The 21,240-nt window shown below is 73.4% G+C and carries 18 protein-coding genes, 1 tRNA gene and 1 pseudogene; 12 read left to right on the top strand and 8 right to left on the bottom strand.

Annotated elements, in window-relative coordinates; genetic code table 11:
- Positions 1–36: 36 nt before the first annotated feature.
- Positions 37–1,155 (bottom strand): citrate synthase 2, encoded by a 1,119-nt coding sequence (locus MVA48_RS12345; protein ID WP_246980745.1) that lies wholly within the window; start codon positions 1,153–1,155, stop codon positions 37–39.
- Between the two features lie 157 nt (positions 1,156–1,312).
- Between MVA48_RS12345 and pdxH the strand changes: the two genes are divergently transcribed.
- From pdxH to MVA48_RS12330, 3 genes are read left to right on the top strand one after another with little or no spacing between them, the layout of a single operon-like run.
- Positions 1,313–1,960 carry a pyridoxamine 5'-phosphate oxidase gene (gene pdxH, locus MVA48_RS12340; protein ID WP_246980744.1) on the top strand — a complete coding sequence of 216 codons (648 nt, stop codon included), beginning with the start codon at positions 1,313–1,315 and terminating at the stop codon, positions 1,958–1,960.
- Complete coding sequence (locus tag MVA48_RS12335) at positions 1,957–2,850, top strand: MFS transporter (RefSeq protein ID WP_246980742.1); 894 nt, start codon at positions 1,957–1,959, stop codon at positions 2,848–2,850. The genes pdxH and MVA48_RS12335 overlap by 4 nt, the downstream gene beginning before the upstream one ends.
- Positions 2,748–3,338, top strand: a complete 591-nt coding sequence (locus MVA48_RS12330) for an MFS transporter (protein WP_246989207.1) — start codon at positions 2,748–2,750, stop codon at positions 3,336–3,338. Before MVA48_RS12335 ends, MVA48_RS12330 begins: the two co-directional genes overlap by 103 nt.
- A 64-nt stretch (positions 3,339–3,402) precedes the next feature.
- Here the strand turns inward: MVA48_RS12330 and MVA48_RS12325 are convergent, their stop codons facing one another.
- Positions 3,403–4,098, bottom strand: a complete 696-nt coding sequence (locus MVA48_RS12325; protein WP_246980740.1) for a UdgX family uracil-DNA binding protein — start codon at positions 4,096–4,098, stop codon at positions 3,403–3,405.
- A gap of 32 nt (positions 4,099–4,130) precedes the next feature.
- Positions 4,131–7,193, bottom strand: a complete 3,063-nt coding sequence (locus tag MVA48_RS12320) for an HYR domain-containing protein (RefSeq protein WP_246980738.1) — start codon at positions 7,191–7,193, stop codon at positions 4,131–4,133.
- A gap of 241 nt (positions 7,194–7,434) precedes the next feature.
- On the opposite strand from MVA48_RS12320, the gene MVA48_RS12315 reads away from it, so the two are divergent.
- The 6 genes from MVA48_RS12315 (at position 7,435) to MVA48_RS12290 (ending at position 15,494) form a co-directional block, all read left to right on the top strand.
- Positions 7,435–8,349, top strand: coding sequence for an ABC transporter ATP-binding protein (locus MVA48_RS12315; RefSeq protein ID WP_246980736.1), 915 nt, complete (start codon positions 7,435–7,437; stop codon positions 8,347–8,349).
- Positions 8,346–9,533 carry an ABC transporter permease gene (locus MVA48_RS12310; protein WP_246980734.1) on the top strand — a complete coding sequence of 396 codons (1,188 nt, stop codon included), beginning with the start codon at positions 8,346–8,348 and terminating at the stop codon, positions 9,531–9,533. The genes MVA48_RS12315 and MVA48_RS12310 overlap by 4 nt, the downstream gene beginning before the upstream one ends.
- Before the next feature lie 50 nt (positions 9,534–9,583).
- A complete protein-coding gene (locus MVA48_RS12305; RefSeq protein ID WP_246980732.1) occupies positions 9,584–10,564 on the top strand; it encodes an LLM class F420-dependent oxidoreductase in 981 nt (326 codons plus the stop codon).
- A 21-nt stretch (positions 10,565–10,585) separates the two neighbouring features.
- The gene (locus tag MVA48_RS12300; protein ID WP_246980730.1) at positions 10,586–11,503 is read left to right on the top strand and encodes a tetratricopeptide repeat protein; all 918 of its coding nucleotides are present in this window, start codon (positions 10,586–10,588) and stop codon (positions 11,501–11,503) included.
- A gap of 108 nt (positions 11,504–11,611) precedes the next feature.
- Positions 11,612–14,416: a phosphoenolpyruvate carboxylase gene (gene ppc / locus MVA48_RS12295; protein WP_246980728.1), complete on the top strand. Its 2,805-nt coding sequence runs from the start codon at positions 11,612–11,614 to the stop codon at positions 14,414–14,416.
- Positions 14,409–15,494: an inositol monophosphatase family protein gene (locus MVA48_RS12290; RefSeq protein WP_246980726.1), complete on the top strand. Its 1,086-nt coding sequence runs from the start codon at positions 14,409–14,411 to the stop codon at positions 15,492–15,494. Before ppc ends, MVA48_RS12290 begins: the two co-directional genes overlap by 8 nt.
- Here MVA48_RS12290 and MVA48_RS12285 read toward each other — a convergent pair whose 3' ends face one another.
- The 5 genes from MVA48_RS12285 to MVA48_RS12265 form a co-directional block, all read right to left on the bottom strand.
- On the bottom strand, positions 15,495–16,838 hold the full coding sequence (locus tag MVA48_RS12285) for an NADP oxidoreductase (RefSeq protein ID WP_246980724.1): 1,344 nt from the start codon (positions 16,836–16,838) through the stop codon (positions 15,495–15,497).
- Between the two features lie 117 nt (positions 16,839–16,955).
- Entirely contained in the window at positions 16,956–17,771 is an 816-nt protein-coding gene (locus tag MVA48_RS12280) for a hypothetical protein (protein WP_246980722.1), read from the bottom strand.
- 69 nt (positions 17,772–17,840) lie between these two features.
- Positions 17,841–18,650, bottom strand: coding sequence for an Fpg/Nei family DNA glycosylase (locus MVA48_RS12275; protein WP_246980720.1), 810 nt, complete (start codon positions 18,648–18,650; stop codon positions 17,841–17,843).
- Positions 18,643–20,013: a cryptochrome/photolyase family protein gene (locus tag MVA48_RS12270; protein ID WP_246980718.1), complete on the bottom strand. Its 1,371-nt coding sequence runs from the start codon at positions 20,011–20,013 to the stop codon at positions 18,643–18,645. Before MVA48_RS12270 ends, MVA48_RS12275 begins: the two co-directional genes overlap by 8 nt.
- A 36-nt stretch (positions 20,014–20,049) precedes the next feature.
- Positions 20,050–20,370: a GNAT family N-acetyltransferase gene (locus tag MVA48_RS12265; RefSeq protein ID WP_246980716.1), complete on the bottom strand. Its 321-nt coding sequence runs from the start codon at positions 20,368–20,370 to the stop codon at positions 20,050–20,052.
- A gap of 182 nt (positions 20,371–20,552) precedes the next feature.
- Between MVA48_RS12265 and MVA48_RS12260 the strand changes: the two genes are divergently transcribed.
- From MVA48_RS12260 to MVA48_RS23465, 3 genes and pseudogenes are all read left to right on the top strand, one after another.
- Positions 20,553–20,625 (top strand) — tRNA-Arg (locus tag MVA48_RS12260).
- A gap of 41 nt (positions 20,626–20,666) precedes the next feature.
- Positions 20,667–20,891: pseudogene (locus MVA48_RS24175) on the top strand (mycothiol transferase); the annotation flags it as partial.
- A gap of 47 nt (positions 20,892–20,938) precedes the next feature.
- A complete protein-coding gene (locus MVA48_RS23465; RefSeq protein ID WP_256461064.1) occupies positions 20,939–21,238 on the top strand; it encodes a mycothiol transferase in 300 nt (99 codons plus the stop codon).
- Positions 21,239–21,240: the final 2 nt, after the last annotated feature.

Genomic DNA, 21,240 nt, shown 5'->3' with positions numbered 1-21,240 from the left:
GCGAGCCTGCGAGTGGTGGGGGGCAGCGGGGTCCTTCTACAGGGTCGTGGACGTGGTCTGGATGGTGTCCCAGCCCTCGACCTCCTCGGGCTTGCGGGGCTCGGGACCGATGTAGCGGGCCGAGGGCCGGACGAGGCGGCCGGTGTTCTTCTGCTCGAGGATGTGCGCGCACCAGCCGGCGGTGCGGGCGCAGGTGAACATCGAGGTGAACATGTGGCTGGGCACCTCGGCGAAGTCGAGGACGATCGCCGCCCAGAACTCCACGTTGGTCTCGACCGGTCGGTCGGGACGGCGCTCGCGCAGCTCCTTGAGGGCGGCGTTCTCCAGGGCGAGGGCGGACTCGAACCGCGGGGCGCCCAGCTCTTCGGCAGCGCGCCGGAGCACGCGGGCACGGGGGTCCTCGGCGCGGTAGACGCGGTGGCCGAAGCCCATCAGCCGTTCCTTGCGGTCCAGCAGGTCCTTCACGTACTTCTCGGCGTCGCCGGACTTCTCCACCTCGTCGAGCATGTGCAGCACGCGCGAGGGGGCGCCGCCGTGCAGCGGGCCGGACATGGCGCCGATGGCGCCGGACAGCGAGGCGGCGACGTCGGCGCCGGTGGAGGCGATGACGCGCGCGGTGAACGTGGAGGCGTTCATGCCGTGCTCGGCGGCCGACGTCCAGTAGGCGTCGACGGCGGCGACGTGGCGGGGGTCGGGCTCGCCGCGCCAGCGGACCATGAAGCGCTCGACGATCGTCTTGGCCTCGTCGACCCGGCGCTGCGGCACGGCGGGGATGCCGATGCCGCGCGCGGACTGGGCGACGTAGGACAGCGCCATGACCGCCGCGCGGGCGAGCTCCTCGCGAGCCTCCTCGGCGCTGATGTCGAGCAGCGGCTGGTAGCCCCAGATCGGGGTGAGCATGGCGAGGGCGGCCTGCACGTCGACGCGGACGTCGCCGGTGTGGACAGGGATCGGGAACGGCTCGGCCGGGGGCAGCCCGGGGCCGAACTTGCCGTCGACGAGCAGGGCCCACACGTTGCCGAAGGTGACCTTGCCGACGAGGTCCTCGATGTCGACGCCGCGGTAACGGAGGGCGCCGCCGTCCTTGTCCGGTTCGGCGATCTCGGTCTCGAAGGCGATGATGCCTTCCAGGCCGGGTACGAAGTCGTCGGCCATCTCGCAAGCTCCTCTGCGCGCGGACCCGCGCACGTCCGGGCTGGGGCGCACGCGATTGCTCGTCGACCCTAGGCGGTGCGGACACGCCCGAGCACACGGGGGCCCGCGGCGGGCGCCTTCCCGAGCCCGCGTCGGCGGCGGGTGCCAGCATGGCGGCGTGCCCGACCTCTCCCGCATGCGCAGGGACTACACCGCAGGCCGACTCCTCGAGCAGGACCTCGCGCCGACCTGGGTCGAGCAGTTCGACCGCTGGTTCGCCGACGCCGTCGCCGCCGAGCTGCCCGAGCCGAACGCGGTCGTCGTGGCGACCGCCGACGCCGACGGGGCACCCGATGCCCGGATCGTGCTGATGAAGGGGTACGACGAGGCGGGGTTCATCTTCGGCACCAGCTACGCCTCGGCGAAGGGAGCGCAGCTGGCCGCCAACCCGCGGGCGGCGCTGGTCTTCCCCTGGCACGCGATGCAGCGTCAGGTTCGCGTGACCGGCCGCGTCGAGCGGATCGGGGACGCGGCGTCGGACGGCCTCTGGGACCCCCGCCCGCGCGGTTCGCAGCTGGCCGCGGTCGCGTCGGTGCAGTCGACGGTTGTCGACTCGCACGAGGAGCTGGCCGAGCGAGTGCGGCTGCTCGACGAGCAGACCCCGGAGGGGCCGGTGCCCCGGCCGGCGGTCTGGGGTGGCTACCGGGTCGTCCCGGAGCGGGTGGAGTTCTGGCAGGGCGGCCGGGACCGGCTGCACGACCGGCTGCGGTTCGTGAGGGACGACGAGGAGGGCGGTGGCTGGATCGTGCAGCGCCTCGCCCCATGACCTCGCCGGTCGATCCGGTCGAGGGGGGCAAGGCGGTCGAGGAGCCGGTACCGCTCCCGCGCCGCCGGGGATGGGCGATCGACACGACCCCGCTGCGCAATCCGCACTACCGGCGGCTGTTCTGGGGTGTGGCCGCCACGATGCTCGGCCAGCAGATGACGCTGGTCGCGGTCCCGTTCCAGGTCTACGCCCTCACCCGGTCCTCGGCGCTGGTCGGTGTCACCTCGGTCATCGCCCTGCTGCCGTTGATCGTCTTCGGGCTGCTCGGCGGTGCCATCGCCGACGCGATGGACCGCCGCCGGCTGATGCTCATCACGTCCTACGGGGCAGCGGGGACCGCGTTGCTGCTGGCGCTGCAGGCGCTGCTGCCCGGTGGCGGCAACCTCGCCCTGCTGTGGGTGCTGACGGCCTTCGTGTCGGGGTTCGCGGCGGTCAGCCAGCCGGCGCGCAGCGCGGTCATCCCGGCGATCGTGGGCTCCGCGGGCGTGCCGGCGGCCAACGCGCTCGCCATGACGGTTCGGCAGGCCGGCGTGATCGTCGGGCCGCTGCTGGCCGGCGTCCTGATCGGCCTCGACCAGCTGTTCCTGACTTATGCAATCGACGCCGTGGGCTTCCTCGTCGCAGCGGTCCTGCTGCGCGGGCTGCCGTCCCTGCCGCCGGAGGGGGTCTCCGGCCCGCTCCGCCTGCGGTCGGCCGTGCGCGGCGTCGGCGAGGGCTTCACCTTCCTGCGGACGCAGCCGGTCCTGCTCATGACGTTCGTCGTCGACATCATCGCGATGATGTTCGCCTGGCCGCAGGCGGTGTTCCCGGAGCTGTCGCAGACCGGTTCGCCGAGTCGCCCAACAGCCTGGGCTGGCTGTTCGCGGGCATCTCGATCGGCGCGCTGCTGATGGGGCTGGGTTCGGGATGGGTGTCCCGGGTGGACCGGCAGGGGGCCGTCGTCCTGGCGGCGATCGTCGTGTGGGGTGTGGCGATCATGGGGTTCGGCCTGGCGCCCGCCCTGTGGGTGGCCGTCCTGTGCCTGGCGGTGGCGGGGGCCGGTGACATGGTGAGCGCGGTGCTCCGCTCGTCGATGCTGCAACTGGCCGCCCCCGACGACATGCGCGGCCGGATGCAGGGTGTCTTCATCGTGGTGGTCGCCGGTGGTCCGCGACTGGGCGACCTGCGCGCCGGGGCGATGGCCAGCGCGGCGTCGGTCAGCGTCGCGATGGTGTCGGGCGGGATCGTCGTCGTGGTCGCGATGATCGTGGTGGCCGTCGTCGTCCCGTCGTTCTGGTTCTTCCGGGCGTCGCGGCCGGCGCTGGCGGCAGGGGAGCCCCGGCCGGGCTCGCCCGCCCCCGAGAGTGGCGAGGACCGGCCGGGGTCCCCGGGCCACTGATGGTCACACCGGCCGGGGCCGGTCGGTACGGGTCGGGGCCAGCCGGGGGGCGGATTTCAGCCGTTCAGGCGAGGGCGTGCGCGACGACCCGCAGGTCGGCGACCAGCGCGTCGTAGGCGGCGTCGCGCGCCTCGTCCGGAGTGCGCAGGATCGCCGACGGGTGTGTGGTGGCGAGCATCCACGTCTGCGCGGGTGCACCCTCGTCGGGCTCGTCGTCGTCGTCGGCCTCGTCGCCGCCGGGTGTCGCTGCCTCGAGGCCGGGCGGCGTCCAGGGGATGAGCTGTCCGCGGTCCTTGGTGATCCGGAACGACGGCGAGATGAGCGCCTTGGCCGCGGTCGCCCCCAGGCACACCACGACCTCGGGCTTGAGCACCTCGAACTCGGACTCCAGCCACGGCCGGCAGGCCCGCATGTGCTCGGGCCCCGGCGTCTGGTGGATGCGCCGCTTGCCCTTGACGGTGAAGCGGAAGTGCTTCACCGCGTTGGTGATGTAGGCGTCGCGGCGCTCGATGCCGGCATCGGCGAGCGCCTTGTCGAGCAGCCGGCCGGCCGGGCCGACGAACGGCTCACCCTTGCGGTCCTCCTGGTCCCCGGGCTGCTCACCGACGAACACGATCCGCGCGGTCTCGGGGCCCTCGCCGAACACCGTCTGCGTCGCCGGCTCCCACAGCTCGCACGCCGTGCACCCTGCGGCCGCCGCACGCAGCCCGTCGAGCCCGACGCCGCGGGGTGGCTCGGCCGGCCGGTTCTCCTGGCTCATGGCGCGATTCGACCGCAGCGCCGGAGCGTCCGCTACTTCTTCGTCTGCAGGAAGAAGGAGCCCGCCGGCGCCCCTCCCGTGGCGTTCCCGTTCACGACCGTGCCGCCGTAGAACACGGAGATCCGGTAGCAGGACCCGGCGCCCCGGCCCAGCGAGCTGGTGTCGAGGTTGTAGATCCACCGGGCGGCGCCGGCGTCCCACCGGAACAGGTTGCCGCTGTTCGAGCCGCCCGCGGCGTAGCTCTCCACCGTGTCCTCGCTCCCGGTGAAGGTGCACGAGATCCGGCTCGTCTGCAGGTACACCGGGACCGTCGAGCTCCCGACCACGGCCGCCCCGTCGACGGTCAGCGACGCCTTGACCGGGATGACGCGCCCCAGCTTGGCGACGTTCATCACCGGGCCGTCGACCGGGCGGTCGAAGGTGGCGCCGAGGACCTGGCGGACCACCGTCACGGTGAAGGACGCAGAGCCGGTGTTGCCCGCCGCGTCGGTCGACTGGCAGGTGACCTCCGTGGTGCCGACGGGGAAGACGGAACCCGAGAGCGGGCCGCAGACGACGGGTGACGCGGTGTTCTCGTTGTCCGTGGCCGTCGGGTTCGTCCAGGTGACGACGGCCGACGTCCCGGTGGTGGCCACGGTGCGGTCGGCCGGGACCCCGGCGAGCACCGGCGCCACCGTGTCGATGTTCACCTGGAACGGCGCGCCCTCGGTGACGTTGCCCGCGTTGTCCGAGCAGCGGGGGGTGACGCTGCCCGTCGTCGTCCGTTGCTCGGACGTCGGCGCCGACGAGATCCCGGAGCCGCCGGTGTCGGCGCAGGTCCAACTGACGGTCACCGGGACGTTCGTCCAGGATCCGGCCGTGTAGCCTCCGGCACTCGTGGACGCCGTGATCGTGTCGATCCTCGGGGGTGTCCTGTCGATGTTGACCTGGAAGGTCGCCGGATCGCTGGTGTTGCCTGCTCGGTCCGTGCAGGTCTCGGTGTAGGACGTCGTCGTGGTGGCCGTGTCGTTCGTGGGCATCGTGTCCACGCCGGAGACGCCAGCGGCACAGGTGAACACGACGTCGACGTCCCCGTTGGTCCAGGTGCCGGACGCGTACGGCTGCCCGCTGACGGAACCGCCGATCGTCAGCGTGGGCGCAGCTGCGTCGCGCTTCACCTCGACGGTGCGGGTGGCCGGGCCGCCGCCACTCGCGGCCGCGCACGTCACCGAGGCGACCTGGTCGGTGCTCATCACGAGGTCGGTGCAGCCGTCGACGGCGGTGAGGTCCGAGCCCTCCTCGGTGATCGTCCAGTCGACGGCGACGTCGCCCGTGTACCAGCCGTTCGAGCCGGCGGGCCCGGACACGGCGACCCCGATGGCCGGTGGGCTGTCGTCGTCCACCGTGATGGATCCGTCGACGAGGGTGAAGCCGTAGCGCAGTGGGCTGGTGAGGCCGCCGCGGGTCATCGTGACCGGGTAGGTGCCCTCTCTCGCGGTCGGGCCGGAGCCGGGGGACGTGAGGGTCGGCGTGCCTGACCACACGGGGGCCGTGTCCGCCTCGAACAGCCCCGGGACCCCGGGGTGCGCGTAGTCATTCGTCCGCCAGGTCAACGTCGTCGTCTCGTGGTCGTCGAACACCTTGTTGTGGCTGTCGGCGGTGACGGTGACCGTGGGCTGGAAGGCGAACACGTAGCGGTCGGTCGTCACGACGTCGGGCGGGGAGCTGTAGAGGTCGGATGCCCAGAGCGCGGTGTGCCCGCTGTCGAGTCCGCCGGTGACGATGTCGTCGGGGTGCGCGGCGTAGACGACCCAGTTCACGGCGTCGTCGATCGCCGCGGTGCCACCGTCGTTCACGAAGTCGCCGCCCGTCGACAACGCGACCGTGCGCCCGTCGATCGTGGACGTCGGTCCCAGGGTCAGATGTCCCAGGGCGGCGAGCAGCGCATCCCCGTCCCCGGACGTCACTGCACCCTGGTTGGTCAGGTTGCCGGAGGCGAACGCTCCGATGTCCCCGGGCGGCAGCGGGAGCCCCGCCAACGTGAGGTCCCGTGCGGGGCCGTTCACGACGGGAACCGGCAGCATCCGCCCCGCGGGCGTGGTCCGGGCGAAGCCGGTCCCGGCAGCGAGCACCAGGTCACCGTCGCCACTGGCGGGGACGCCGTTCACGTTCACGGGGCCGGCGAGCGCCGCGGACAGAGGGGTCGCCGACGTCGAGGCGAGGAAGACGTCCTCGGCGGTGGTGGTGCCGAAGAGCTGCAGACCGGCGCCGGTGGACGCACCGTCGCCATGAGGGACCGTGAATGCGAGCAGGCTCGGCGCACCGGCGGAGGAATCGAAGGAGACCGTGTAGTCCGCGGCCGAGCCGTACAGCACCTCGGGGCTGTCAGAGGCCAGCGGCTCCCCGCCGACCTGCGCTCCGCTCGCGGTGATGACCGACTGGGCCACGAGCGCGACGACGCTGCCGTGGCCCGTGATCCGTGCGCCGCCTGCCACCTGGATCGCAGCCGAGGTGTGGGCGTCGTTGACCGTGAACCGCTCGTCGCCGCCGAAGAAGTCGGCCCCGTTGATGAGCCCGCTGGTCGCCAGCAGCCCGCCGACGTCCACCTGGGCCGTCGATGCGAAGGCCACCCCGCCAGGAGCGGAGATCCACACGTTGCCGCCTCGGGTGCCGCCGACCGTCCCCAGGTAGCCGTTCAGCTGACCGGCCACGGTCGCCACCGACGGCCCGTTGACCTCCAGGAGGACGACGTCGGCGGGGGTGCCGAAGACGAAGTTGAGCGTGTCCTCGGGTGCGAGGTCCAGGGTGTCCCAGTTGATCCGCGTCACGGCGGCGCCCAGCGTGATCGTGCTGGTCTCCGGGGCCACGGTGCTCGTCCCGAGGTGGCCACTCGCCACCGCCCCGCCGGAGCCGTGCGCCGTGAACGAGGCAGTCGCGGTGCCGGCGTTGACCGAGAACCCGCCGCCGGCCACGGCCTCCGCCGCAGCCGGGGGCGCCGACACCAGCGTGCCGCCCGCGCCGGTCAGGCCGGCGATCAGGAGCGTCGCCAGCCGCCGGAACCGAGAGGAAGGCCGTCCTTCGGTGTGCTGCCGACCTGCGCGGATCCTCTGCACCACGGTCACCTCCTCCGTCGAAGTCCCGGCCCACCCCGTGTCCGGGGAACCGTGGCTGGCAGTGAAACGCCGCTCCGATCCGCTCGGGAACCGTCGTGCGGATGAGCCGGTGTCCTCCTCGCGGTTGATCCCGCCAGCCGTTCGGTGGAGGGCGGGCGGCCACCTGGAGATACACGCGGCGTCCCGGATCTCGTCACCCGCGATCGTTACGGTCGGCCGCAGCAACCGATGACGGGAGGACCGCTTGCTCGAGTTCGACGGGCTGCACAAGCGCTTCGGTAGCAACCACGTGCTGGACGGCGTCAGCTTCGCCGTGCAGCCCGGATCGATGTTCGGGTTCTGCGGCTCCAACGGCGCCGGCAAGACGACGACCATGCGCATCGCCATGGGCCTGGCGCGCGCCGATGCCGGCGAGGTGCGCTGGCGGGGCAAGGCGCTCGACCAGGACGTCCGACGTCGGATCGGGTACATGCCGGAGGAACGCGGCCTGTACCCGAAGATGAAGGTCGGCGAGCAGGTCGCCTACTTCGCCCGGTTGCACGGCCTCGACGCGGGCGCCGCCCGCCGCGCGTCCGACGAGTGGGTGGCGCGGCTCGGCCTGGGGGAGCGCCGTGGCGACCAGGTCGAGAAGCTGTCACTCGGCAACCAGCAACGGGTGCAGCTGGCCGCCGCGCTGGTCAGCCGCCCCGAGGTGCTGATCCTCGACGAGCCGTTCTCCGGCCTCGACCCGATCGGCGTCGATTCCCTCGCCGAGGCGCTGCTCGACCAGTGCCGCGGCGGCGTGCCGGTCGTGTTCTCGAGCCACCAGCTGGACCTGGTGGAACGGCTCTGCGATTCCGTCGGCATCCTCGCCCGCGGCCGCATGGTCGCCACGGGCACGGTCACCGAGCTCCGCGAGCGCGAGGCGGGCCGGCTGCTGCGCGTCGTCGTCCCCGATGCGGGGCACGGGTGGACCGACGGCGTGCCGGACGTCCGCGTGGTCTCCGAGCGCAACGGCGACACGCTGCTGGAACTCGGTCCGGGGGCTGACGACCAGGCGGTCCTCGCCGCCGCGCTGCGCAGCTCGCGGGTCACCCACTTCGCGTGGCAGCAGCCGACCCTGGTCGAGCTGTTCCGCGAGGCGGTGGCGGTCCCGACCGCGGCGGAGGTGGCCGCATGAGCGAGCCGCGCAGTCTCAGCGCCGCCGCCTTCGTCCGCCTCGTCGCCGCCCGGGAGATCTCCGCCCGGGTCCGCGACAAGAACTTCATCATCAGCTCGGTGGTGATCATCCTCGTCCTCGTCGGACTCCTCGGCTTCCAGGTCGCGATGAACTCCGGCGGTGACGAGAGCCGGATCGGCGTCATCGGGGGATCCGCCGAGCTGCCGCAGGCATTGGTGGCACAGGGCGAGGCGCTCGACGTGGACGTCACCGTGGTCGAGTTCGCCGACGAGGACGCCGGCCGGACGGCGATCGAGGACGGCGACGTCGACGGCGTCCTGGTGGCCGGCGAGGGCGACCCGGAGCTCCTCGTGGAGCAGTCGGCCGGGGGACAGCTGCAGGGGGTCGTCCAGGGGGCCGTCGCCCAGCTGTCGCTCGCCGAACAGCTGCGGGCGGCCGGCCTGGCGTCCCTCGACGTCCCCGAGGTCGCCGTGCGGGCCCTCGACCCCGGTTCCGACGCCGACGGTCAGCGGGTGGTCGTCGCGATCGTCGGCACCGCGGTGCTCTACAGCCTGCTCATCCTCTTCGGCCAGTTCGTCGCCCAGGGGGTGGTCGAGGAGAAGGCCAGCCGCGTGGTCGAGCTCCTGCTCGCCACGATGAAGCCCTGGCAGCTGCTGGCCGGCAAGATCCTCGGCCTGGGAGTGCTCGGGTTCGCCCAGATCCTGCTGATCGCCGTCGTCGGCGTGGCCGGTGCCCTCGCCTTCGACATCATCGCCATCCCCGGCGAGCTGGTCAGCACCGCGATCTCCGTCGTCCTCTGGTTCGTGCTGGCCTACGCGCTGTACGCGGCGGTCTTCGCCGTCGCCGGCTCCTTGGTCAGCCGGCAGGAGGACCTCGGCACGGTGCTCATGCCGACGACGCTGGTTCTGGTCGCCGCGTTCGTGGTCGGGATCCAGGGCGCGGCCGAACCGGACGGGCCCCTGGCGGTCGTGACCTCCTACGTCCCGGGGCTGTCCCCGCTGGTGATGCCGGTCCGGCAGGCGGCGGGGGACGTCGCGCTGTGGGAGGTCGGGCTCGCCGTCGTCCTCATGCTCGTGGCGATCGCGCTGGTGGTCCGGCTGGGTGGGCGGGTCTACGCCGGCGCACTGCTGCGCACCGGTGGCAAGACCAAGCTGCGGGAGGCACTCAGGAGCGAGCGCGTCTGAGGGACCGGCGGGACCGGTTGCGCGCAAGGCACCTCGGGTAGCCGGGCCGCATGGGCATGCAGCTGGGCTACACGATGATGACCGAGCAGGCCGGGCCGAAGGAGCTCGTCGCGTACGTGACGGCGGCCGAGCGGGCCGGCTTCGACTTCGCGGTGAGCAGCGACCACTTCTCGCCGTGGCTCGACGAGCAGGGCCACTCGCCGAACGCCTGGGTGACCCTCGGTGCTGCCGCGCAGGCCACCAGCCGCATCGGGCTGATGACCTACGTGACCTGCCCGAGCTTCCGGTACCACCCGGCGGTCGTGGCGCAGCAGGCCGCCACGCTGCAGATCCTGGCCGACGGCCGGTTCACTCTCGGCCTGGGCGCGGGGGAGAACCTCAACGAGCACGTCGTCGGCGGCGGCTGGCCGCCGGCCGACGTCCGGCACGAGATGCTCGTCGAGGCGCTGCACATCATCCGGGACCTGTTCGACGGGGACGGCTACACCAACTTCCGCGGCGAGCACTTCGACGTCGAGTCGGCCAAGCTGTGGGACCTCCCCGACACGCGCGTGCCCATCGGCCTCGCCGTCTCGGGCAAGCAGTCCTGCGAGATCGCCGGCGAACTGGCCGACGCCATGATCGCCGTCGAACCCCGGAGCGAGCTGGGCGAGCTGTTCGACGCCGCCGGCGGTACCGGCAAGCCGCGGGTCGGCCAGATGCCGATCAGCTTCGATCCCGACCGGACCGCCGCGACCAAGCGGGCGCACGAGCAGTTCCGCTGGTTCGGTCTGGGCTGGAAGGTCAACGCCGAGCTGCCCGGGACGTCGGCGTTCGACGCGGCCAGCCAGTTCGTCCGCGAGGACGACGTCGCCGAGAGCATCCCCTGCGGGGACGACGTCGACGCGGTCATCGAGGCAGCCCGGGAGTACGCCGACGCGGGCTTCACGCACCTCGCGCTGGTCCAGATCGGCGGCGACCAGCAGCATCCGTTCATCGAGTGGAGCGAGCGGACGCTCCTGCCGGCCTGGCGCGAGGCGTTCGGGGGCTGAGCCGACCTGTACACCCTTGGGGTGAGGTCACCCGGACGGGAGACGCGGCGGCGCGATCCGGCCGCGAAGATCGTCGGCATGACCTCGGACCTCGACGCGCGCCTGCATGCGCTCCAGGGGTCCGACGACGTCTACGCCCTGATCGACCTCGGCTGCGACCTCGCCGACGAGGGCCGCCACGTGGACGCCGAGTGGTGCTTCCGCCGGGCCGCCGAGCTCGGCGACACGGTCGGCTGGTTCAACCTCGGCAACGCGCTGGTCGCGCAGCAGCGACTCCCGGAGGCCGTCGAGGCCTACGAGGTCGCGGTGGCCGGCGGAGAGGCCGACGCCTGGCGCAACCTGGGCAAGGTGCTCGAGGAGCTCGGCGACCTGGCCGGCGCGATGCGCGCCTACCGGGGTGCCGTCGACGCCGGCGATCTCGAGGGCGGGCTGCAGCTGGCCTTTCTGCTCCGCGAGCAGGGCGAGCGGTCCGCCGCGATGGACGTCGCCGTCGAGATCGCCGCGATGGGCGACCAGGAGGCCGCCGCGGTCGTCGCCTGCTGGCGGTGGTGCGCCACCCTCGACCCGTCGCTCGAGGCCGACCTCCGCATCGGCGCCGACTACTTCCCGGCTGCCCGCGCCGACCTCGCCCACCTGCTGCGCGAGACCGGGCGGCCCGCGGAGGCCCGTTTCGTCCTCGAGAAGGGCGCCAAGCTCGGCGAGGCGGTGGCCTGGCTGCCGCTCGGCAACTTCTACGCCGACGAGATGGGGGACGACGAGGCCGCGGAGGAGGCCTACCGCGGCGGGATCGCCGCCGGTGAGGCCTACTGCCACCACAACCTCGCCGTCCTGCTGGCCGAGCGCGGCGACTTCGAGGGCGCGGTCGAGCAGTTCCGGCTCGGCGCCGCCGCCGGCGACCAGCTCGCCGCCGCCGCCCTCCGGGAACTCGAGCACGGCTGAAGCCCCCGCGAGATCTGCACACTCGTGGCCATTAGACGCTGATGGCCACGAGTGTGCAGATCTCGGGCCCGACATGAGGCCGTCACATGCGGCCCGGATACTCGCGGTGTGTCCGAAGCCACCGTGGACGTCGCCGACCTCCGCTCCTCCGGGTCCTCCGGCGGTAGCGACCGCGCCGACGAAGCCCCCCTCCGCGACGACATCCGCCTGCTGGGCCGTGTCCTCGGCGAGGTGATCGGCACGCAGGCCGGTCAGGACGTGCTCGACCTGGTCGAGTCCACCCGGGTGGAGGCGTTCAAGATCCGCCGGTCGGAGGTGGACCGCGCCGAGCTGGCCAAGCGACTGTCGGGGCTGGACGTGCGGTCGGCCAATCACGTCATCCGCGCGTTCAGCCACTTCTCGGTGCTGGCGAACCTCGCCGAGGACATCCACCACGAGCGACGGCGGCGCTTCCACCGACGCGAGGGCTCGCCACCGCAGGCCGGCAGCCTGGCGGCGACCATCGCCCTGCTCGACGAGGCCGATCTCGACGCCGACACCGTCGCTCGCGAGCTGGCGGGCGCGCTGGTCTGCCCCGTCGTCACCGCGCACCCCACCGAGGTGCGCCGCCGCACCATCTCCCAGGTGCAGCGGCACATCGCCGACCTGATCCGGCAACGCGACCGCGCGGCCAGCGGCGAGGTCGACGAAGCCCAGTGGTCGGCTCAGCTGTGGCGCTCGGTGCTGACGCTCTGGCAGACGGCGCTGCTGCGGCTGCGCCGCCTGCGCCTGCAGGACGAGATCGACGAGGCGCTGCGCTACTACGACCTCTCCCTGTTCGAGGTCGTCCCCGCGATCAACGCCGAGCTGCGCCGGGCCCTGGAGGAGCGGTGGCCGGACGCCGGTCTGCTGCGCCGGCCGATGCTCCTTCCCGGCTCGTGGATCGGCGGCGACCGCGACGGCAACCCGTTCGTCACCGCCGAGGCCCTGCGCCGGGCCACCACGCGGCAGGCCGAGACCGCCATCGGCCACCACCTCGCCGAGCTGGCCGCGCTGCGCGACGAGCTGTCGATGTCCGACCGGCTGGTCACGCCGACGCCGCAGCTGTACCACCTCGCCGAGGCGTCGCGGGACGACTCCCCGTTCCGGGCCGACGAGCCCTACCGGCGGGCGATCAACGGGATCTCCGCCCGGCTCGCCGCGACTGCCCGCCGGGTGTGCGGCCGGGTCCCCGGCCCCGCGCCCGAGACGGCCCTGCCGCCCTACGACCGGCCCGACGAGCTGCGCGCCGACCTCGACGTCATCGACGCCTCGCTGCGCACCCACGGCGCCGGACCGCTCGCCGACGACCGGCTGCTGCGCCTCCGCGAGGCCGTCGAGGTCTTCGGCTTCCACCTGTGCGGGCTGGACATGCGGCAGAACTCGTCGGTGCACGAGGAGGTGCTGACCGAGCTGCTCGCCTGGGCCGGCGTGTGCGACGACTACGCGGCCCTCGACGAGGAGGCGCGGGTCGAGCTGCTGGCCCGGGAGCTGACCATGCGGCGTCCGCTGGTGCGACCCGACGCCGAGCTGTCCGAGACCGTCCGCGGCGAGCTGGACGTCGTCCTGGCGGCCGCCGAGCAGATCGCGCTGCTCGGCCCGCGGACGATCCCGAACTACGTGATCAGCATGTGCGAGTCGGTGAGCGACGTCCTCGAGGTCGCCGTCCTGCTCAAGGAGGTCGGGCTCCTCGACCCCGGCGGCGAGGGCGGGCCGACGTGCCCGGTGGGCATCTCGCCGCTGTTCGAGACCATCGGCGACCTGCAGTCGGCCGGCGCCACGATGACCGCCGTCCTCGGGCAGCCGCTGTACCGCTCACTGGTCGCCTCCCGCGGGGACGTCCAGGAGGTCATGCTCGGCTACTCCGACAGCAACAAGGACGGCGGCTACCTCGCGGCCAACTGGGCGCTGTACCGGGCGGAACTGGACCTGGTCGAGGTCGCCCGGTCCGAGGGCATCCGGCTGCGGCTGTTCCACGGCCGCGGCGGCACGGTCGGCCGCGGCGGCGGGCCGAGCTACGAGGCGATCCGGGCCCAGCCGCCCGGGGCGGTCGCCGGCGCGCTGCGGATCACCGAGCAGGGCGAGGTCATCGCGGCCAAGTACGCCGACCCCGACCTCGCCCGGCGCAACCTCGAGGCGCTGGTCGCGGCCACTCTCGAGTCGACGCTGCTCGACATCGAGGGCCTCGGCGCCGACGCCGAACCCGCCTACGAGCTGCTCGACGATCTCGCCGGCCGGGCGCAACAGGCCTACCGGGCGCTGGTGCACGACACGCCTGGATTCGTCGAGTGGTTCCGGGCCGCGACGCCGATCAGCGAGCTGGCCGAGCTGAACATCGGCAGCCGTCCGCCGTCGCGCAAGAAGGGCGACTCCATCGCCGACCTGCGGGCCATCCCGTGGGTGTTCAGCTGGTCGCAGGCGCGGATCATGCTGCCCGGCTGGTACGGCACGGGATCCGCGCTCGAGTCGTGGGTCGGCGAGGACGACGCCAAGCTGGCTCGCCTGCGGGAGCTGCACCGCACCTGGCCGTTCCTCCGCACGGTGCTGTCGAACATGGGCATGGTGCTGGCCAAGACCGACCTGGACCTGGCCGCCCGATACGCCGAGCTGGTCCCCGACGAGCAGCTGCGTGCCCGGGTGTTCGACCAGATCACCGCCGAGCACGAACGCACCTGCCGGATGCTGCTGGCGATCACCGGGGACGACGTGCTGCTGGCCGACAACCCGTCGCTGGCCCGCTCGATCCGCAACCGCTTCCCCTACCTGGAGCCACTGCACCACCTGCAGGTCGAGATGCTCCGCCGCCGGCGCAACGGTGAGGACGACGAGCTGACCAGCCGGAACATCCATCTGACGATCAACGGCATCGCCACCGCGCTGCGGAACAGTGGCTGAGCCCGACCTGCGCCCGGCCGTCTCAACCGTCGAGCTGGCCGACGCGGGCGAGCGCCTGAGCCTGCCCGTGGCCGCGCTCGCCCCGGCCCTCGTCGAGCCGATGAGCCGGCTGCTCGTCGACGGGGCCGGCAGTGCCGTGCTGCTGCGCCGCCAGTGGGCCGGCGACGGCACCGCGGAGGCCGTGGTCCTGCACCGCACGGGCGTGCACCTCGAGCACCCGGCGGTGCAGGCCACCGCCGCGGACTGGGGGTGCGACCGCGTCTGCCACTCCTCCACCGGACGGACGGTGCCGGTGCGGTCGGTGGCGGGTGCATCGCTCGTCGCGCGGTTCCGCCGGCTGGCCGCGCTCGCGGCCACTCGCGTGGAGGTGGCCGTCGCGCTCGCCCGCGACGCCGGCCGGGAGCGGACGAAGAGCAACGGCAGCCCGGTGGTCGCCGCCGACGAGGCGGCGCACGCCGCGGCCGCCGAGGTGCTCGGCGAGCTGGGTGTAACCCTGCTGAGCGAGGAGCGCCGGGACACGCCCGTGGACGACGGTGAGCCGTGGATCGTCCTCGACCCGCTCGACGGCACGGGGAACTTCTCCGCGGGCCTGCCGCCCTGGGCGTTCTCCGCCGCACTGGTCGTGGCCGGCCGCCCGGTGGCCGGGCTCGTCGCCGACCTCTCCTCCGGGCGGCGGTGGGCGGCCGCCGAGGGCGACGGCGCCTGGCGGGACGGCGTCCCCGTGCGGCCGCGTCCGGGCAGCACCGTCGTCGTGCCGAGCGCGCCCGGCGGGCGGACCGTCGTCGTGCCCACGACCGCCCGCCGGATCCGGGTCACCGGCTGCACGGCCCTCGACCTCTGCCTCGTCGCCGACGGAGCGGCCGCCGCCTGGCACGACGTCGACCGCGGGGGCACCTACGTGCACGACGTCGCCGGTGGGCTCGCGGTGCTCCTGGCAGCGGGCGGGGTCGCGCTCACGCCGGACGGCGATCCCCTGCGGCTCCGGCCGGACACCGCCACCAGGATCCGCTTCGTCGCGGCTCCGGACGAGGGGGCGGCTCGGGAGCTGCTGACGGCGCTCGGCGGCCAGCCGGTCTGATCAGCCGGCGGCGGCCGCCCGGACGGCGGCCAGCAGCGACTCGCGCTCGTGCAGCGTCGTGCGGGCCCGTCCGCGGGTGGCCCCGAGCGCGATCTCGGCGGCGTCGATGGCCCGCCAGTCGTCGAGCAGCACCGGCCGGGCGCCGCGCCGGACGAGCTCGTCGACCAGGTCGTCGACCGGCCCGTGGGTCCGCAGCGTCCCGTCGGCGGCGTCGGCGAGCAGCCTGGCCACGGTCTCCCGGGCGTCGTGCTTGTTGGTGCCGACGACGCCGCTGGGTCCGCGCTTGATCCAGCCGGCGGCGTACTCGCCCGGCGAGACGCGGCCCTCGCGCAGCACCCTCCCGTCCTCGTTCGGCACGGTGCCCGAGCGCTCGTCCACCGGCAGTCCCGGAAGCGGGAGGCCCCGGTACCCGACCGAGCGGACGACCAGGTCGGCCGGGATGACCGACAGCTCCCCGGTGCCCATGACGCGGCCGTCGCCGTCCACCGCGGTGCGCTCGACCTCGACGCCGGTCACCCGGTCCTCACCGAGCAGCCGCACCGGGCGGCCGAAGAACCGCAGCCGCAGCTGCGTGCGGCCCGGCGTGGGGACGTGGTCGACCCAGCCCCGCATCACGGCGAGGTTGCGGGAGACGTTCCGGTCGGTCGACGCGCGCTCCTCCGCCTCCGGATCGAGGACCAGATCCGCCGCGTCGACCAGCACCGTGGCGCCCTCCAGCCCGTCGAGCTCGCGCAGCTCCTGCGTCGTGAAGGCGGCCTGCGCCGGACCGCGGCGGCCGAGGATGGTGACCTCCTCGACGGGCATCGCGGCGAGCACGTCGAGGACGTGCTGGGGCATGTCCGTCGGCTCGAGCTCGGGTGCCGTTCGGGCGAGGACCCGGCCCACGTCGAGCGCGACGTTGCCGACCCCGATGACCACGGCCGAGCGCACCCCGGCCAGGGCCGCTTCCACGCGTTCCCGGTCGGCGTCGGGGTGACCGGTGTACCAGGCGACCAGGTCCGTCGCCGCCAGGCTGCCGGGCAGCTCCTCGCCCTCGATGCCGAGCTGCCGGTCGACCGATGCGCCGTAGGTGTAGATGACCGCGTCGACGTGCCGGCGGAGCTCGTCCAGCGAGATGTCGGTCCCGACGTCGACATTGCCCACGAACCGGACCAGCGGATCGTCCAGGCTGCGGTGCAGCGTGTCGCGGATGGCCCGCATCTTCGGGTGGTCGGGCGCGATGCCGTGCCGGACCAGGCCGAAGGGGGTCGGCAGCCGGTCGATCAGGTCGACGGCGACGGGGACGGCGTCCTGCCGGGTCAGTGCGTCGGCGGCGTAGATGCCCGCCGGGCCCGCGCCCACCACGGCCACTCGCAGGGGTCGGTCTGTCGACGGGGGGCAGCGGCACCGTCGAGGGACACACCTCGCATCCTGACCTGCGCGCGGCCGAAGCACCAGGCCGCAGGGCCGTTCGGGGGCCGATCAGGTGCAGGAGTGGTTGCGGTCCAGGTCGTCGACGACGTACTGGGTCAGCGTCACGCGGCCGCGGGGGACGAGGGCCGGCCGGGAGCAGTTGCCCTTCGCGCCGGTCAGATCGGTCGCACCGGCCAGCCAGTTGTCCCGGCCGGCGAGGATGCTCTCGCCGGGCACGCCGCCGACGATCTGCGACCACTGGTAGTTGGTGCTGTAGATGCCCACCCGGGCGCCGCGGGAGAGCAGATAGCTGGTCATGCCCTCGAGCGTCGCCCGGTTGCGGGCCAGCGCCTCCGGCGACCCGGACTGCCAGCTGTTCATCGTCTCGACGTCGAGCCACCACGTGTAGCGGGCGGGGGAGCTGTCGACCCGCGCCGCGCGGGCGGCCGGCGTGAAGAAGGAGACGACGCTGTTCTGGGCGCGTTCCCAGCCGTACTGCCAGGAGCAGGCCAGCGAGTTGCTGCCGGTGCAGGTGCCGTAGGGCGTCGTCCCGGCCGTGGGCCACGTCGCCACCTGCGGGACCACCTGACCGGGGTTGGCCGTGTTGAGGTACAGCTGCGCCCTGGGCTGGCTGCGGACGCCGCCGGAGGAGCCCCAGGCCCAGGTGAGTTGCTGAGCCAGGCAGGGGTTGGTCTTGGTGGACAGGCCGCCGTTGACGCCGATGATCGCGAAGGCGCGGTCCCGCGGGAGCGACGTGCCGCACTGCGGGTACGACACGTCGTAGCCGACGGTCGTGGGGGCGGCGGCAGCGGTTCCGGGCACGGCGACGAGCGCCGCCGCGGCTGCGAGCGCGATGACGACCAGGGACCGGACGGCTCTCCTCATCGGCGGCGAAGTTACACGCGGTTCCGGAGCCCTGGAACCGTGATGGTCCAGATCACACCCCAAGTGGGTTCATGCGGCCTGACAGGTGGGGCACCAGTACAGGTTCCGTCCCACCATCGTCGCCGTGCGGACCTCCGTGCCGCACACCCGGCAGGGCAGCCCGGTCCGGCGGTAGACGTAGTGGGCGTCGTCCCGCCGGACCGCACCGCTGCGCCGGGATCGGTGCTCGGGGCGGGTGGTCACGATCCGGCCCATGCGCACGCCGGCCCTGAGCAGCGTGACCAGGTCGGTCCACATGCGGCTCCAGAGCGCGTCGTCCACCCCGCGGCCGGGCCGGAAGGGCGAGACGCGGTGCCGGAAGAGCAGCTCGGCCCGGTAGACGTTGCCCACTCCGGCGAGCACCGACTGGTCCATCAGCAGTGCGCCGACGGGTGTGCGGCTGGCGGCGATCCGCCGGTGAGCGCGGCCGCCGTCGGCACGGGGCCGCAGCGGGTCGGGCCCGAGCCGCGCCAGGATCGCATCCACCTCGGTCGACGTGAGCACTTCGCAGGCCGTCGGCCCGCGCAGATCGGTCCACACGCCGGAGCCGGCCGGGCCCTCGGCCTCCCAGCGCATCCGCAGCGCGCCCTTCGGAGGCGGTGGGGTGCCGGTGCCCGTGGTGAACGAGCCGTACAGACCGAGGTGGACGTGCAGGACGTCGTCCCCGAAGGCGGCGAACAGGTGCTTGCCGTAGGAGAACACCTCTTCCAGTGCGCGTCCGTCCAGCAGCGCCGCGCCGGCGGCGAACCGGCCCTGGGGGCTGGTGACGTGCACCGGACGGCCGGCGAAGAGATCCGCCTGCTCCCGGGCGAGGCGGAACAGGGTGTGCCCCTCAGGCACGGGACCTCGCCCGCTCGTAGCGGGCCAGCGCCACCTGGCGCTCGGCGGCGTGGTCGACGATCGGCTGGGGATAGCCGGCCGGGAGGCCGGCAGGCGCCTGCCAGGGTTGGTGCACGTGGCGATCCGGGACGTCGCGCAGCTCGGGCACCCAGCGACGCACGTAGGCGCCGTCGGGGTCGAACTGCTCACCCTGGCGGACCGGGTTGAAGACCCGGTAGTACGGCGAGGCGTCGGTTCCCGTGCCGGCGACCCACTGCCAGCCGTGGTTGTTGCTGGGCAGGTCGCCGTCGACGAGGTGCTGCAGGAAGTGCCGCGCGCCACCACGCCAGTCGACGTGGAGGTCCTTGACCAGGAAGGAGGCGACGATCATCCGTACCCGGTTGTGCACGAACGCCTCGCCGAGGAGCTGGCGCATGCCGGCGTCGACGATCGGATAGCCGGTGCGTCCCTGCCTCCAGGCGTCGAAGCGGGCCTCGGCGTCCGGCCCCGTGTCGTACTCGATCGCCCCGGTACGGGGGTCCAGCGGCTCGCGGACGGACTCGGGACGGTGCCAGACGACGTCGGCGTAGAACTCCCGCCAGGCCAGCTCGTCGGTGAACCGGCGGACCGCCTCGCCCTCCCCGTCGGTCTCCGCGAGGTCGGCCAGCAGCGTGCGCGGGTGCAGACAGCCGTACTTGAGGTAGGCCGACAACCGGCTGGTGCCCTCGGTGCCGGGGACGTTGCGCGTCGCGGGGTACCCGAGCAGCCGCTCGTCGCGGAAGCGTTTCCACGCGTCCGACGCCGCGGCCTCGCCGGCGGGCGGCAAGCGCACGCCGAGGTCGATGTCGGGCGGGGGAGCGTCGGTCGCGACACCGGTTCGCCAGGGCACGGCGGCCGGGGTCGCAGCGGGGCCCCGCCAGCCGTGCTCGCGCCAGGCGCGGGAGAACGGGGAGAAGACCTTGAACGGGGTGCCGTCGCGCTTGGCGACGCGGCCCGGCGTCACGGCGTAGGGCGATCCGGTGCCCACCAGCGGGACGTCGCCCAGCGCCCGCGCGACGGCGGCGTCGCGTCGGCGGCCGTACGGCCCCGCGTCCGCGGAGACGTGCACGCTCGTCGCTCCGGTCTGCCCGACGAGCGCCGGCAGCACCTCGGCGGGGTTGCCGTGCCGCAGCACCAGCGCGCCGCCGGTCTGCTCGCGGAGGGCCGCCAGGCTGTCGAGCAGGAACTGCCGACGTGGACCGCCCGCCGGCCCCCACAGCCGTGGGTCGAAGACGAACACGGGGAGGACGTCCCCGTTCCCGCCGGCGGCGTCGAGGGCCGCGAGCAACGCCGGATGGTCGGAGAGCCGCAGGTCGCGGCGGAACCACAGCAGCGACGTCGGCACCTGCGGAGCGTAGGCAGCCCGGCGAGGGCGCGCAGGTCAGCGGTCGGCGGTGGCCAGGCCGAAGTGCGGCCGGTCGTCCGCGGCCACGAGGTCCATCTCCTCGGGATGCTGCTGGATGTAGTGCCGGACGAAAGAGCAGTAGGGGAGCACGGTCAGCCCGCGCTCGCGAGCTGCGGAGAGGACGCCGGAGACCAGCGCCGTCCCGATGCCACGGCCGCCCACGCTGGGGTCGACCTCGGTGTGCGGGAGCGTCATCGTGCTGCCGTCGACGTGGTAGCTGGCCAGCCCGACGACCCGGTCGCCGAGCAGGATCTCGAAGCGCCCCCGTTCGGGGACGTCGACCACCTTCATGTGCATCGCTGCAGTCCTTCCGCCACTCCCCCGGCGCCGTTGCCGGAGCCCGACGTGTACCCGCACCGTAACCCGGCACAACGCATCCGGGCCTCACCATTGGTGACGAGTCGGGTGTGCCGGGTGTTCCCCGAGGGACCGGATAGCCTCTTCCCCGGCGGCCGCTCCCGAACGGGACGGGGTGCCACGGCCCCGTAGCTCAGGGGATAGAGCAACGGTTTCCTAAACCGTGTGTCGGAGGTTCGAATCCTCTCGGGGCCACACGCGATCCTTCGTCGGTGGTCGGCCATACGGTTCAGTCCATGACTCCGAGCCTCCCGCCGTGGGAACCGCCTGTGGCCGGCACCGAGGTCGAGCACCTCGTCGGCTCGCTCGAGCGCCTGCGCACCACCTTCCGGTGGAAGGCCGACGGCCTCGACTCCGCCGCGTTGAACACGCGGGTCGGTGCCTCGGCGCTGACCCTGGGCAGCCTGCTCAAGCATCTGGCCGTGGTCGAGGACTTCACCTTCACCGACAAGCTGAACGGCGAGTCGATCGGGCAGCCCTGGGAGAGCATCTGGGCCGGCGGCATGGAGTGGCCGTTCACCTCCGCCGCCGACGACAGCCCGGGGAGCTCTACGCGCTGTGGGACGGCGCGGTCGAGCGCTCGCGCGACCGGCTGGCGGCCGCGCTGGCCGACGGCGGGCTGGACCAGCCGGCCCACGTCGCCGACGGCGAACGCGGTCACGCCAGCCTGCGCCGGCTGCTCTTCGACCTCGTGGAGGAGTACGGCCGGCACGCCGGACACGCGGACCTGCTCCGGGAGGCCGTGGACGGGCTGGTGGGCGAGGACCCTCCGCCGGACTGGCGCCGCACGACGCCACAGAACAGCTGACC

Source organism: Blastococcus sp. PRF04-17, assembly GCF_023016265.1.
Taxonomy (GTDB): Bacteria; Actinomycetota; Actinomycetes; order Mycobacteriales; family Geodermatophilaceae; genus Blastococcus_B.
The sequence above is the reverse complement of the archived record's forward strand: the minus strand, read 5'-3'. Positions and strand labels throughout refer to the sequence as shown.

Bases quoted from the DNA above. Each gene is read 5' to 3' on its own strand.
- MVA48_RS12345 (WP_246980745.1), bottom strand. From the start codon at position 1,155: ATGGCCGACGACTTCGTACCCGGCCTGGAAGGCATCATCGCCTTCGAG.
- MVA48_RS12335 (WP_246980742.1), top strand. From the start codon at position 1,957: ATGACCTCGCCGGTCGATCCGGTCGAGGGGGGCAAGGCGGTCGAGGAG.
- MVA48_RS12305 (WP_246980732.1), top strand. From the start codon at position 9,584: ATGGGCATGCAGCTGGGCTACACGATGATGACCGAGCAGGCCGGGCCG.
- MVA48_RS12265 (WP_246980716.1), bottom strand. From the start codon at position 20,370: ATGCACATGAAGGTGGTCGACGTCCCCGAACGGGGGCGCTTCGAGATC.
- MVA48_RS12280 (WP_246980722.1), bottom strand. From the start codon at position 17,771: ATGAGGAGAGCCGTCCGGTCCCTGGTCGTCATCGCGCTCGCAGCCGCG.
- MVA48_RS12310 (WP_246980734.1), top strand. From the start codon at position 8,346: ATGAGCGAGCCGCGCAGTCTCAGCGCCGCCGCCTTCGTCCGCCTCGTC.
- MVA48_RS12325 (WP_246980740.1), bottom strand. From the start codon at position 4,098: ATGAGCCAGGAGAACCGGCCGGCCGAGCCACCCCGCGGCGTCGGGCTC.